We start from the raw sequence: 12,917 nt of genomic DNA, 5'->3' as shown, positions 1-12,917 counted from the left end.
ATGTCAGCCGCCGACTATCTCGAGAGCGTCAGGCACCGGGACTGGGAGCAGTTGAAGTCGGGAACGCTCCGGATCGCGATGATCAGTCTCGGGTGGTGGACCCGCGAGCAGGCGATCCCCGCCGTCGAAGACTCGAAGTTCTGCGAGACGACCGTCCTCGTCAGCAGCACCCGAGAGAAGGCGTCCGCGGCCGCCGAGGAGATCCCGTCCGTCGAGGCCGCGCTCACCTACGAGGAGTTCACCGACGGAGAAGCGACCGACGAGTACGACGCGGCCTACGTCTGTACGCCGAACGCGCTCCACCTGCCGTACGCGGAGGCCGCCGCCGAACACGGGAAGGCCGTCCTCTGTGAGAAGCCCGTGGAGTCGACCCGCGAGCGCGCCGAGCGCCTCGTCGAGGCCACCGAGGACGTCCCGCTGATGGTCGCCTACCGGATGCAGACGGACCCGCAGGTCCGCCGGATGCGCGAACTGATCGCGGAGGGCGCCGTCGGCGATCCCGTGGGCGTGCACGGGAGCATGAACCAGCAGATGCTGGAGACGGTCTCCGGCGATCCCGACCAGTGGCGCCTCGATCCCGACCTCGTCGGCTACGGTGCGAGCGTGATGGATCTGGGCATCTACCCGCTCAATACCGCGCGGTTCGTCCTCAACGCCGACCCCGTCAGCGTGACCGCCCAGATGCGGTCGACGGACGAGGCGTTCCGCGACGTGCCGGACCAACACGCCGCCTTCACGGTCCGATTCGACGACGGGACGCAGGCGGCCTGCACCGCCAGCCAGCACGCCGCGTACACGGGCCACCTCCGCGTCGTCGGCACCGACGGCGAACTGGTCTTCGAACCCGCCTTCCTCGGACAGCCCGAAGGGACGCTAACGCTCCACAGCGACGACCGGCGCCTGGAGGTCGCCGACGGTCGGCGAGACGTGATGAAAGACGAAATGACCGAGGAGTTCGACTACTTCGCCGACCGCGTGCTCCGCGACGCGCCGATTCACCCCGACGGCGACCACGCCCTCGTCGACATGCGGGCCCTCGAAGCGATCTACGCCGCCGCCGAGACCGGCGCGACGGTCTCGGTGTCGTAGCTCGGCCGTCGAAGGGAAGTCACACCGGACCTACTCGGACGCCGCGGACGCGTCTTTCCCCTGCGCGTCGAGGATGTCCAGCACTTCGTGCGCGACGATTACGATCCCGAGACCACCCGATCTGCCGTCCAGTACACTATCTGAGAGGTGCCACGAATCAAAATACCACCTCAGTTTTGCACGTTAGCCTTAACGGTTGAGTGAATGAAGAATGGTCAATCCCGGTCATGCGGACACCGATGCGACCAATATCGTTGCCCCGAGCCCACAAGAGAAGGCTGTAGACAACTTCTTTTATATAATGTTATTGGTTTATTCAAAAGAGTTATTTCTTCGATCGAACTGATTCCAAGGCGATCGAATCAGGATCAAGACGCACGAGACTGTAGGCAGCCATCAGAAAGTGCCAGTGGGACATGGAACCGGCCCGCTGTCTCGCGTTGTCACCGCGGGGATGTCAAGCCTGAGACGAAACAAAAACGGTTGAAAAAGCCTCAGAATCCGGTCAGACGCGGGAGAGTGAGGGTGAGAGACGGCAGGTAGATAATCGACAGAAGCACCGCGATGTCAGCGACGTAGAACGGTACGATTTCCTTGCTGATCTCCCAGACTGGACGGTCAGAGACGCTCGACGCCGCGAACAGGCAGATACCGAGCGGCGGCGTGATGAGGCCGAAGTTGAGCGTCACGATAAACATAATCCCGAATTGGTAGGCTGGGATGCCGAGCGTCTCCGCAATCGTGGCGAGGGGGGGTGCGAGAATGATAGCCGCAGCTCCGATCTCGAGCCAAGTGCCGACGAACAGCAGGATTACGCCGACGAATAGCATAAACATCTCGGGACTCAGTCCCATCTGAACGAGGGCGGCCGCAAGATCTCGGGTGATCCCCGTCCTCGCGAGCATCCACGACAGGATCATTGCGAAGGCTATGATCGCGTACAATTGCGCCGACCGCTCCAAGGTAATTGACAGCGAGTCATAAATATCTGAACTGCCGAGCGACCGGTAGAAGACTCCGCCGATTAGGAGTGCGTAGATGCAGGCGACCGCCGCCGCCTCGGTTGGGGTGAACACTCCGCCGAGGATGCCGCCAAGGATGATCGCGGGCATAGTGAGTGCGATCAGGGAGTCAAACAGCAGCCTCGGAACCTCCGAACGCTCCACATCCGGTGTGTGGCTCGGGAAGTCTCGTTGGACCGAGAGGATTCCGGTGATGACCATGAGCGCTCCACCGAGCAAGAGCCCGGGGATGATCGCAGCGGAGAACAGCGCACCGATCGACGTACTCGTCACCGATCCATAGATAACGATGATAATACTTGGCGGGATGATCGGACCGACAATCGAAGATGCCGCCGTGATCGCTGAACTGAAGTCGGTGTCGTACCCCTCCTCGTCCATCGCAGGGATAAACACGGACCCAAGCGCCGCGACGTCGGCAACTGCCGCACCGGTTATGCCGGCGAAGAACAGACTCGCGAGGACGTTCGCTTGCGCCAGCCCGCCCCGGAACCGCCCGATGGTGTAGTTCGCGAACTTGACGATCCGATTGGTGATGCCGGAGTTGTTCATCAGTTCGCCCGCCAGCAGGAAGAACGGAATCGCAAGCAGGACGAACGAGTTGAGCCCGCTGAAGACCCGCGTGACTCCTGTGGTCATCGACTCGCCAGCGATGAATAACCAGAGGTACGAGGCAGCCCCGATGGCGAATGCGATGTCGATCCGGACGAAGATCAGGAACAACAGGAACAAGAGCACCGGGAGAAGTTCAATCATTGCTGGTCACCTCTTCCGTAGCAGGAGCGTACTGCGTCTCAAGTTGGCCCGTCTCGCCGAGAATGACGAGCCGCAGCAGCCGGGTGAGCGAGAAGGCAATCACGAGCAACCCACTTATCGGGATAACTACGTATACCCAGATGAGTTGAAAGTTGAGGGCAGGTGCCTCCGCTTGTAATCCCGCCGTCAGGGTGTAGTCTAGCCCGAAGGTCATCCAGACTAGTCCGATCACGACGTACATAAGCATCATCACAACCTGGATCCAGTACCGAGTCCGCAACGTAAACTTCTCGTAGACGAGGGTCACGTTGAGGTGGTCGTCCGTGTTGATCAGGGCGGCCGTCATCAGGAGGGCGAACCAGACCATGAGGTACCGTGACAGTTCGTTCGCCCACACCAGCGAGTTATCGAACACGTACCGCATCACGACGTTGAGGACGACGACGGCGAGAAGGAGTGATAACAGCCCCAGACACAGTTTCCTGATCGCTTGGTCCACCGCGTCCATTATGCCGACGATCCGAGTGGCGACGGTCCGGAACTGTCCGTCCGTGTCGAATGGAGATGTTACCATCCGTTCACCTCCGTTCCGCTGGTCGATCGCGTGGGAAGAGTTACAGTAATTCCGATAGCCATGACAGCCGTGCCAAGGGAATCGGAGAAGTTGATTTTTCCGGTGCCGGACGAGTAGTTCCACATCATTACTGTTCCTCACCGTCGCCGTCTACCGTCTGTACGACGGTCACCGGTACCTCGGAGTTGATCACAACCGCCTGGGCCACGCTCCCGAACAACACCTTTCCGGCGGGCGAGCGACGGTGGCCGGTCACCAGAATGTGATCAACGTCCCGCTCGTCAGCTATCGAGACGATGAGGTCTTTGGGATCTCCCTCGGCGATGATCGGGTTGATTTCGAACCCTAGTTCGGTGAGCCGGTCCGTGGCTTGACTCATCGTCTCGGGCACGTCACTGTACTCCTTCGTGGACACGACGCCGCCGAGATCGGAGTCGAGCTCTTCGAAGACGTATAACGGCGTCACTTCGACCTCGTCCCGCTGGAGTGGAAGGTCTTCGACGGCCGCTATCTGACGGATCGTGCGCGCGCTATCGGTCGTTATCGGGAGTAGTATTTCGTACATTGTCACTGGAAAGAGAGAACCGGTTCGGTCGGATCGCTGTACATCGGACGGACACAGGTGGTGAACGCTTACTGGTACCCGAGATCTTCTTCAGCCTGCTGGATCGCTTCCTGCATCTCGTCGACCAGACCAGGGTCGTCCATCTGGTCGCGGACGACTTCGCCGACAGGCTCCTGTGTCGCCTCCGCGAAGTCGTCGATGACGTCCTGTGGCGGATCGTAGACCGTGACCCCGGCGTCCTCAACCGTCTGTCTACCCCGCTCACGTTGGATGCGGTTGATACTCCGTGCCTCCTGCGAAGCCAGCTGTCCTGCTTGGACGACTAGCTGCTGGTAGTACTGCGGGAGACCTTGGAACCACTCCTCGTTACCGTGGATAAAGTTCATCGTGAACACGTGTCGATCAAGGATGATCCAATCGAGCACCTCGTGGAGGTCACCAGAGATCACCGTCGGGATAGAGTTCTCTTGTCCGGCGACGACGCCTTGCTCGATGGCTTGGTATAGTTCATTCCAGTCGATCGGAGTCGGGTTGGCACCCAACTGACTTACCAGCTCTTGGTGGGCCTCGATCTGCATCGTCCGAATATCAAGCCCCTCCATGTCCTCTACAGATTCGATCTCGACGCCAGAGACGCCGAACGACCGGAATCCACCATTGTCGTACCACGTCAACATCCGGAGCCCAGTCTGGTCGCGGAAGTCCTCCCAGAGGGTGTCACCAAATTCGTTATCGAAGACGTAGTTAGCCACCTCGACATTCCGGAACGCGTACGGCAGGGCGTAGACGTTGATGTTCGGGTAGAATGGAGCGATGTGTCCCTCCGCGGTTGACCCAACGAGCTCCAGCGATCCCGACTGGTTCTGCTCGATCATCTCCCGCAGGCTCCCCAGCGCGCCACCGGGAGAGATCTCGATGGTGAAGTTCCCATCAGACGCCGATTCGATGTGATTCTTGAACGTCACTGCGGCGCGGTGCTGATGTTGGGTGATATCCTCCGGACCGGAGTGACCAAGCGTGGCGGTCATCTCGGGCATCTCGGGACCACCGCTGCCAGACCCCGAGTTACTCCCGCCTCCACTACTATCGGAGTCACCGCCACCGAGGGAGCTACAGCCAGCGATCGACATCATGCCAGCGGTTACACTTGCAGCCCCAGCTTTGCGCATGAAAGACCGTCTATCACTATCGTCTTGCATCACACAACACCGTGTATCATGTTTTATTATAAAACTTGTGGTGGGGGGGGGGAGTGTTTACCCCGGAGAATCAACACCCGGATCAGTCCGATAGTGATTGTTGCGGTTAGTTTCATCTATTACACGGATGCATTCCTCAGCACGGCTGACACTGTCATCAGTTACCAACCACGTGTGAAAAATCGCAACGATTCTTATGAGTCTATGAGACCATCTCGTTGTCGCGGATAACTCGCTTGTTCAACCGTCTTTAGCTTGACTTCGCACGTTAGATGGAAATTTCTTCGATCTAGTGTATTAGCTCGCCGATACTACGATCTGGACTGGTCAGTTCCCACAATAATATGGTCTAAGCTGCTCTGTTGAATAGCGGTGCCATCAGCAAATGCCGGAATGAGAAGCAGCATATGAGGGGTTGCTGTAGGTGATCCTAAAGTGGAGGACACTTTGTTTCGACTCAGAGGACGCTATTCAACAGAGCAGTCTGAACGCTTTCACAGAAAGATGGCATGATGTCGTTGCTGAGAGAGTGGCGAAATCGTTCTGGGGAATACATACAACTTGAACAGGTCGGTGAGTGTTTACTTGTCGGGAAGTGAAACACTGGACTCGTTAACGAATCCATGGGGGGCTTCCCCATGCAGATAGCGAACTAGGTTCTCGGCTGCCTTCTGCCGGAGCTCAGTCAAAGAAGATTCCGAGTACCACGCGACGTGCGGCGTGACAACCGTGTCCTCCCGCTCGAACAGCGGCGACTCGTGGGTCGGCTCTTCCTTCATGACGTCGACCCCGACCCCGGCGATCTCGTCCGCAAGCAGTGCCTCATTGAGGGCGTCTTCGTCGACGATTGGTCCGCGTGCGGTGTTGAGAAGAAACGCGGAGTCTTTCATTTGCCGGAATGCGTCCGCATCGAAGAGGTGTCGTGTCTCCTTGACGAGCGGGGCGTGTATTGAAATGACATCCGACTCGGCCAACAGGGTCTCAAAGGAGACGAGTTCGACCGAGTGGTCGGCGACATCTTCCTCTGAAAGGTACGGGTCGTACGTGAGGTATTCGAGGTCAAACCCGTCGAGCAGCTTCGCGAACGTCCGTGGGATCTTCCCAAACGCCGCGAAGCCGACAGTTTTCCCCGTCAGCGGCTCGATCGGCCGGCCGATCTTCCAGTCCCAGTTGCCGGACTTGACCTCGCGGTCGTAGCGCGAAGTCTTGCGCACGAGTGTCATGAGTAGCGAGATCGCGTGGGTCGCCACTTCCTCCTCGCAGTACGACGGAACGTGGGTGACCGCGACGCCGTGTTCCGTCGCTGCCTCTACGTCAATGTTGTCAACGCCGATACCGTACCGTGACACCACCGACAGCTCCGGGAGCTGTTCGAACACCGACTCCGTGACCTGCGCGTACTGGACTAACAGGCCGTCTGCGCCCGAGGCCAACTCGATGAGTTCTGCCTCCGATTCGGCCGATCCAACGGTCACGGCGATATCTTCGTCTGCGAGTTCGAAGACCTCGAGTTCCGTGTTCGCGTTCGGAAAGTCCGCCTGTGAAATCGCGATCGTGTATGTCATCACTACGAAATAGGTGGCTATATGATAAAAAAAGTCTGCGGTCGTGTTGCCAGCGGGATTCCCCGAGAGATCCCGTTCCTCGACGATCACATCTTGTCAGGCGCGTCGGCCGTTCCAGCGTTATAGGGTATCGACCGCCGTCTACGACGTGTCCACGGCATCCACGACTTCAGTGAATCGGCCCTTGAGCAGCGCGGCGTCGACAGAGATTGCGACGTACTGCACACCGACATCAATCCAGCGGTTGGCCAGTTCGGGTGTATCCGCGTAGGTACCGACGATCTTCCCGGCATTGCGGGCGCGACTGCACACTTCCTCCATCGTCTCTTCGACGCGCTCGTCTGTCACCTGTCCGGCGATACCAAGCGACTGCGAGAGGTCGTACGGCCCGAGGAACACCACGTCGATCCCTTCGACGTCGAGGATGCCGTCGAGGTTGTCGAGCCCCTCCTGTCCTTCGACGTGGATTGCGACGAGCGTCTCCTCGTTCTGTTCGGCGGTGTAGTTGTCGCTCCCATCGTACCCGCCCGCACGGACGTACGGCGAGAGGCCGCGCTCGCCGAGAGGGTCGAAGCGCGCCGCTGCGACAGCAGCCTCCGCGTCTTTGCGTGTCTCGATCTGCGGAATCTCGACGCCCGACGCGCCGATGTCGAGAGCACGCTGAATCTCCGACGGTGAGTTTTCTCGGACTCGGACGATGGGGCTGGCGCCGCCCCGCTCGGCTGCCGCACAGAGGGGCAGTGAGGACTCAGCGGTGAGCGGCCCGTGTTCCTGATCGAGGATCGTGAAGTCCATCCCAGAGAGACCGGCGATCTCCGCGATGGCGGCCGAGGGAATGCTCTGGAAGGTTCCGACGGTCGTGTTTCCGTTCTCCAATTGCTCCTTGAGGGTTGGCTGACCCATAGATGATACCTTTTTGCGACGTGATTAAAACGTTACTCTTGTGTCACCCGCACACATGGGATATATTACCTCTCTTGTGTCTGCGTGAATCGATGTCGAGGATTTCTGTGATCTGTGTCACCGTAACACATACATTGATAGAGTGTATGAAATTATGTATGACCAGATCACGACGAAGAATCATGGCCGAAATCGGCGCCGTGGGCGCGAGCGGGATCGTGGGGTGTCTCGCTCGCGGACAACAGCGGCGGAGTGCGGCGTCGCTCGACGAGTGGCCGCCGTTGTCGTCCTCGGAGGAGCTGACCTACTGGTCGTGGCAGCACTACTGGCGGTCACAGGCCGAGGCGTTCCAGTTCGACGCGGAGCTTGAAGATATCGAGAGCGAGACCGTCTCGGCTGCCGAGCAGTACGCCCGCCTCACCAACGGCGAGACTCCGGACGTGGTTACGCTCCCATCTCGGCGGTTCCAGCGCGCCGTCGACGAGGATCTCCTTGAGCCGCTCCCTGGCAACACCGTGCCGTTCTGGCCGCCAGAGGAGGAGCGGTACGACCACGACGAGTCGTTTTACGTCCGCGACGGGGAGCTGTACGGGGTCCCGCAGACACCAATGACGTACGCGCTCGCGTTCCACCGCGACACGCTCGATCGCCCCTCATCTTGGGACCTGCTGTGGGACGAATCGCTGTCCGGCCACATCTCGATGCCCGCAGATCCGATCCTCGCCGCGCAGATCGCCGCACTGTACACGGGACAGGATCCGAACAATCCGGACGATCCCGACGCGATCCGCGAGGCACTCGTCGCACAGGAGCCGCTCGTGACATCGTACTGGACCGACTGGAACGACTGCTGGCGGGCGTTCCGCGACGCCAGCGTCCAAGCAGCCGTGCTCCCGAACCCGCGAATGTGTCTCTGTTCGCAGGACGGGACGCCGATCGTTGAGGTGGCTCCCGAGGCCGGCGTCCTCTACTCACAGAACACCTTCGCCGTGCCGAGAGGGGCCAAAAGCCCACATACGGCACTGGAGTTCATCGACTGGGGACTGGACTTCAAGACAGGAACTGACGCAATGTGGCGACCGACCGAGTGGACCCGTCACCCGCACCGCACACTCGACGAGTCGGCGCGCAGTGCGTACCTCAACGCCGCGTCGGCGGTCGGAATTGAACCTCTCGATCTGTGACCCGAACGTTCACCCGACGGGCGGCACTGGTAACCGGTGCGGCGGTCGCCAGCGGGTCGCTCAGCGGATGTCTCGGCGACAAAGAGGAGTCACCGTCGCTCACGACGCACCCGGCTGGCGATGGACTCAAAGAGGCACCGACGCTCGGTCCCGATCCGTCCGACGCGGAGGCGGTAGTCGTCGCGTTCGAGGATCCCTCCTGTAGCTCGTGTGCAGCGTTCGCCGACTCGACGCTCCCACAGCTGCGGGCAGAGATGATCGACGCGGGGCGCGCGACCTACGTCTGGCGAGGCGTACCGAGCGTCGAGCCCTGGGGACGACCAGCAACCCGTGCGCTGTGGGCCGTCCGCGAGCGCGATCCAGACGGATTCTGGACGCTGAAAGAGGGGTACTACGACGAGCGGGATGCCATCGACGCGGACACCGTTGCAGACGCGACACGGTCTCTCCTCGCAGACCTCGATATCAACGCCGATCCGGATGCGGTTGTCGGCACGATGGACGGCGGGAACCCGGATATCGAAGACCGCGTGGCGGCGGACGAGGCGGCCGCGAAGGAGAACGAGGTGGACACATTGCCAGGATTTGTGCTCTTCCGCGAGGGGTCGTACGTCACGACCGTCGTCGGAAACCAGCCGTACGGGGTCTTCGAGGGGGCACTCGAGCTATGAGCCGGAGCGGTCACAGAGACGGTCGGAACGTCCCCTCGCGTCCGCTGCCGACCGACCGAGATGATCTGGCGACGGCGGTCCGGATCACAGTCGACACCCTCCGCAGACCACGGGGCACGGCGGTCGCCCTCCTAGCAGCGGCGTCGACGCTTGTCCTGTCGACGGCCGCGCGGAACCCGGCAGTGGTGCTCGATGTCGTCCTCGGTGAGGGGTTTCCACTCGCGTCTCGTGTGAAGGTGGCCGTCTCGCTCTTCCCCGGCGTCGGCACACCACCTACCGTCGAGGAAGTGAGCCTTGTTCTCGTTGCGCTCGCGACCGGTGTCGTGGTCACGCTGGCGACGTACCAGATCCGTCGCGCCGCGGGCGCCGCAGAGGGCGCGGGTGGCGCGGGTCTCGGCGTCATTGCTGCTACTGTCGGTGGGGGGTGTGCGAGCTGCGGATCGACCGTCCTAGCCGCACTGTTCAGTGCAGGCGCCGCCAACGGCGCTTCCGTCCTCCCCTTCGACGGGCTCGCTGTCCTCTGGGCATCGATCGGACTTCTCGGATTCTCCGCGTACCGGCTTACGGCGATAGAGGCCGACGTCTGCGAGATCGGCGAGCGGGGCGGCGGCGCGGAGAACGGGAATGGTAACGCGGAACCGAGCGGGAAGTAGTCGGAAAACTGTGGAGACGGTGATTCCGGCGGCCGACCATTCTGGATCGAGACCGCTGACGGTCGGGAGGCGGTACGCCGAACGATGAGTAGCTGTCGTAGACCGTCCTCATTGTCATTTGGAACGCTAGTCCTGCGTCCCTGTCGTGGTACGTGTTGATCGAGGGGATCTTCAGGCCGCCGACGAGACATGCATCTCTAGACCGGTCGTCTTCTCGGTAATCTTCACGACGCCGGCCTTGAAAGTCTTTCAGCCGAGGACAGTTCGTTTGCTCCCGTCGATAGAATTAACCCTCTTGTTTTCAATGATGAGATGATGCGGTACTACGCTATCCATGCAGAAAGTGAGCCACGTCTGGTCGTGGAAACCGATAGCATGGTTTACGACCTCACCAGCGCGCACAACGACATTGAACGGTTCAGAGACCTCGCGAGCGTCGCCTCGGTCACGGGAACCGATATTGACGACATCACCGCCGGGCTCCTTGACGACGCCTCAGAACTCGATCAGTCCGTCCTCAACACGCCTTTGCGCCCCGTCGTCCCTGACGAGGTGTGGGCCGCGGGAGTGACCTACGAGATCAGCGAGGAGGCACGGGAGGCAGAAAGCACCATGCCGGAGATGTACCTCAACGTTTACGAGAGCGAGCGCCCGGAAATTTTCTTCAAGGCGACGGAGAACCACACCGTCGGTCCGGACGACAATGTTGGGATCCGCTCCGACTCTACATGGGACGTGCCCGAACCGGAACTCGGGATCGTCCTCTATCGGGGTGAGCCAGTAGGATACACAATCGGGAACGACGTCAGTAGCCGAGATATTGAGGGGAAGAACCCACTATACCTTCCGCAGGCCAAGGTCTACGATCGGTGTTGTTCGCTTGGCCCCAACGTGACCTCGACGGCAACTGTCGGAGATCCGCACAGCCTCGAAATGCATATTGACATTACCCGCGACGGCGAGACGATGTACGCTGAGTCCACGACGACCGGCGAGATGGCGCGGACATGCGACGAGCTGGTCTCGTACTATACACGACACAACGCGGTGCCGGAGCTCGCGGTACTGTTCACCGGGACGGCACTCGTCCCCGAGGAAGGATTCACCCTCAAGCCCGGCGACGATATCACGATCGACCTTGAGACGATCGGAACCCTCCACAACGGCGTCAAGCACGTATAAGGTACCTTCGCAGGTAATACTGAGTGATACCGGGGAGCAAAACAGCCCACTACACTGTCTCGGGACGCGAGTCGAGGTCGGTGACCCCAAACTCGCGAGTGGTTCGATGACAGGGTTAGCGCTTGTTCTGTGCGCGGTCCTCCCAGCCGGATTCCCAGAGATCGATAGTATGGACCTTATCCTCGGTATATTCGTGTTCCTCGATAATGTCGTGGTCGAGCTCGATGCCGTAGCCGGGGCCGTCGGGAATCTGCATATAACCGTCTTCGACGACAAGCGGGTCCTTCAGTATGTTGTCGACCCAGTCGGCGTCGTACGTCTGGAACATCTCTTGAATTCGGAAATTCGGGATAGATGTACAGAAGTGCCCGTAGATAGCACCTGCGACGGGGCCTTGGGGGTTGTGCGGGGCGATATCGACGTGGTCGGCCTCCGATAGACCGGCAATCTTCTTTCCTTCGGTAATGCCACCTGTGTTCATCAGGTCTGGCTGGAAGACATCGACATCAGTGCGCGTGACCAGCTCGTAGAAGTCGTGTTTGGTCATGTGCCGCTCACCCGTGGCAACCGGGATGGGAGACTTTCGCGACACCTCCGCGAGGCTGTTGATAGAGTCCGGAGGACACGGCTCTTCGAACCAAGTCAGATCAAACTCCGCGAGTTCGCGGGATATCTCGACGGCCTGGCCAGCGGAGAAGCGGCCGTGGCACTCGATGAGGAGGTCGACGTCGGGGCCGACAGCCTCGCGAACCGCGCCCACAATATCAACAGCCTTGTTCTGCTCTTTGCGCGACATGGACTGCCAGGCGGTACCGAAGGGGTCGAATTTCATCGCATCGTAGCCGTCGTCGATGACCCGTTCGGCAGCCTCGGCGAAGCCCTCGGGGGTGCCGCCGGTCTCCTGATACCAGCCGTTCGCATATGTCCGTAGCTCAGTGCCGTGAACGGCTCCGCCGAGGAGGTCGTAGACCGGTTTGTCGAGGATCTTCCCCTTGATGTCCCAGCATGCCATATCGATGGCGGAGGCGACGGTGGTGTTGATGACGTTCTTGGAGAACCATTCGTCGCGATACATCTCCAGCCAGAGGGCTTCGGTGTCGAACGGATCCCGGCCAATGAAGAAGTTCGACATCTCGTCGATGGCTGCCGCAACCGTGCGCGGTTTGTCGTGCGTGGTCGCTTCAGCGATTCCGGTGACACCGGCGTCCGTCTCGACTTCGACGAACACCCATGGCTTCCACGGATTCGCGACCAGATATGTTTCTACGCCGGTGATGCTTACATCCGACATTGCGCTCATTCCGTCACCCACCGAACTATTAAACATATCGTATGAGTTTACCCCGAAGTCTCGACAGCCGGCACAGCGTGAGTCCGTGAGATCATCTCATTGTTGTTGACGACTCGGCGAAGTTCTTCGTAGGGATTGCGTCCCTGCTGGCGCCATGTCGCCAGCAGGGACAAGATCGTCTCGTGAACGAACATACCTCGATCGTTACGGAGTGTCCCGCTGATTTTACGGAGAACGACTGGTGCACGAGAAGCACGCGAATA

General features: G+C 60.2%; 12 protein-coding genes and 1 pseudogene. 5 read left to right on the top strand and 8 right to left on the bottom strand.

What is annotated here, in order from left to right; genetic code table 11:
- Complete coding sequence (gene gfo6 / locus ACP96_RS00060) at positions 1–1,089, top strand: D-xylose 1-dehydrogenase Gfo6 (protein ID WP_050031626.1); 1,089 nt, start codon at positions 1–3, stop codon at positions 1,087–1,089.
- A gap of 494 nt (positions 1,090–1,583) precedes the next feature.
- Here the strand turns inward: gfo6 and ACP96_RS00055 are convergent, their stop codons facing one another.
- The 6 genes from ACP96_RS00055 to ACP96_RS00030 all read right to left on the bottom strand — a co-directional run bounded on the left by ACP96_RS00055 (position 1,584) and on the right by ACP96_RS00030 (position 7,673).
- Positions 1,584–2,867 (bottom strand): TRAP transporter large permease, encoded by a 1,284-nt coding sequence (locus ACP96_RS00055; protein WP_050031624.1) that lies wholly within the window; start codon positions 2,865–2,867, stop codon positions 1,584–1,586.
- Positions 2,860–3,441, bottom strand: coding sequence for a TRAP transporter small permease (locus tag ACP96_RS00050; protein ID WP_050031622.1), 582 nt, complete (start codon positions 3,439–3,441; stop codon positions 2,860–2,862). Before ACP96_RS00050 ends, ACP96_RS00055 begins: the two co-directional genes overlap by 8 nt.
- A 127-nt stretch (positions 3,442–3,568) precedes the next feature.
- Positions 3,569–4,006: a universal stress protein gene (locus ACP96_RS00045; protein ID WP_050031621.1), complete on the bottom strand. Its 438-nt coding sequence runs from the start codon at positions 4,004–4,006 to the stop codon at positions 3,569–3,571.
- Between the two features lie 68 nt (positions 4,007–4,074).
- Entirely contained in the window at positions 4,075–5,043 is a 969-nt protein-coding gene (gene dctP, locus ACP96_RS00040; RefSeq protein WP_050031620.1) for a TRAP transporter substrate-binding protein DctP, read from the bottom strand.
- 743 nt (positions 5,044–5,786) lie between these two features.
- Entirely contained in the window at positions 5,787–6,860 is a 1,074-nt protein-coding gene (locus ACP96_RS00035) for a C-terminal binding protein (protein WP_237561583.1), read from the bottom strand.
- A 51-nt stretch (positions 6,861–6,911) separates the two neighbouring features.
- Positions 6,912–7,673: an HpcH/HpaI aldolase family protein gene (locus ACP96_RS00030; RefSeq protein ID WP_050031618.1), complete on the bottom strand. Its 762-nt coding sequence runs from the start codon at positions 7,671–7,673 to the stop codon at positions 6,912–6,914.
- Between the two features lie 182 nt (positions 7,674–7,855).
- On the opposite strand from ACP96_RS00030, the gene ACP96_RS00025 reads away from it, so the two are divergent.
- From ACP96_RS00025 to ACP96_RS00010, 4 genes are all read left to right on the top strand, one after another.
- The gene (locus ACP96_RS00025) at positions 7,856–8,857 is read left to right on the top strand and encodes an ABC transporter substrate-binding protein (RefSeq protein ID WP_050031617.1); all 1,002 of its coding nucleotides are present in this window, start codon (positions 7,856–7,858) and stop codon (positions 8,855–8,857) included.
- Complete coding sequence (locus tag ACP96_RS00020; RefSeq protein ID WP_050031616.1) at positions 8,854–9,528, top strand: DsbA family protein; 675 nt, start codon at positions 8,854–8,856, stop codon at positions 9,526–9,528. The genes ACP96_RS00025 and ACP96_RS00020 overlap by 4 nt, the downstream gene beginning before the upstream one ends.
- Positions 9,525–10,181, top strand: a complete 657-nt coding sequence (locus ACP96_RS00015) for a hypothetical protein (protein ID WP_050031615.1) — start codon at positions 9,525–9,527, stop codon at positions 10,179–10,181. Before ACP96_RS00020 ends, ACP96_RS00015 begins: the two co-directional genes overlap by 4 nt.
- A 315-nt stretch (positions 10,182–10,496) precedes the next feature.
- Complete coding sequence (locus tag ACP96_RS00010; protein WP_050031696.1) at positions 10,497–11,363, top strand: fumarylacetoacetate hydrolase family protein; 867 nt, start codon at positions 10,497–10,499, stop codon at positions 11,361–11,363.
- Positions 11,364–11,478: 115 nt separating this feature from the next.
- Here the strand turns inward: ACP96_RS00010 and ACP96_RS00005 are convergent, their stop codons facing one another.
- Together ACP96_RS00005 and ACP96_RS17405 are read right to left on the bottom strand one after the other, a co-directional pair.
- Positions 11,479–12,654 (bottom strand): mandelate racemase/muconate lactonizing enzyme family protein, encoded by a 1,176-nt coding sequence (locus ACP96_RS00005; protein ID WP_050031695.1) that lies wholly within the window; start codon positions 12,652–12,654, stop codon positions 11,479–11,481.
- A 47-nt stretch (positions 12,655–12,701) separates the two neighbouring features.
- Positions 12,702–12,917 (bottom strand): annotated as a pseudogene (locus tag ACP96_RS17405) (IS66 family transposase); the annotation flags it as partial.

It is taken from the genome of Halorubrum halophilum (genome assembly GCF_000739595.1).
In the GTDB taxonomy this organism is placed as follows: domain Archaea; phylum Halobacteriota; class Halobacteria; order Halobacteriales; family Haloferacaceae; genus Halorubrum; species Halorubrum halophilum.
This window is presented reverse-complemented; position numbering and strand designations above follow the sequence as displayed.

Bases quoted from the DNA above. Each gene is read 5' to 3' on its own strand.
- ACP96_RS00055 (WP_050031624.1), bottom strand. From the start codon at position 2,867: ATGATTGAACTTCTCCCGGTGCTCTTGTTCCTGTTGTTCCTGATCTTC.
- ACP96_RS00025 (WP_050031617.1), top strand. From the start codon at position 7,856: ATGGCCGAAATCGGCGCCGTGGGCGCGAGCGGGATCGTGGGGTGTCTC.
- dctP (WP_050031620.1), bottom strand. From the start codon at position 5,043: ATGCCCGAGATGACCGCCACGCTTGGTCACTCCGGTCCGGAGGATATC.
- ACP96_RS00010 (WP_050031696.1), top strand. From the start codon at position 10,497: ATGCGGTACTACGCTATCCATGCAGAAAGTGAGCCACGTCTGGTCGTG.
- gfo6 (WP_050031626.1), top strand. From the start codon at position 1: ATGTCAGCCGCCGACTATCTCGAGAGCGTCAGGCACCGGGACTGGGAG.
- ACP96_RS00015 (WP_050031615.1), top strand. From the start codon at position 9,525: ATGAGCCGGAGCGGTCACAGAGACGGTCGGAACGTCCCCTCGCGTCCG.
- ACP96_RS00030 (WP_050031618.1), bottom strand. From the start codon at position 7,673: ATGGGTCAGCCAACCCTCAAGGAGCAATTGGAGAACGGAAACACGACC.
- ACP96_RS00005 (WP_050031695.1), bottom strand. From the start codon at position 12,654: ATGTCGGATGTAAGCATCACCGGCGTAGAAACATATCTGGTCGCGAAT.
- ACP96_RS00045 (WP_050031621.1), bottom strand. From the start codon at position 4,006: ATGTACGAAATACTACTCCCGATAACGACCGATAGCGCGCGCACGATC.
- ACP96_RS00050 (WP_050031622.1), bottom strand. From the start codon at position 3,441: ATGGTAACATCTCCATTCGACACGGACGGACAGTTCCGGACCGTCGCC.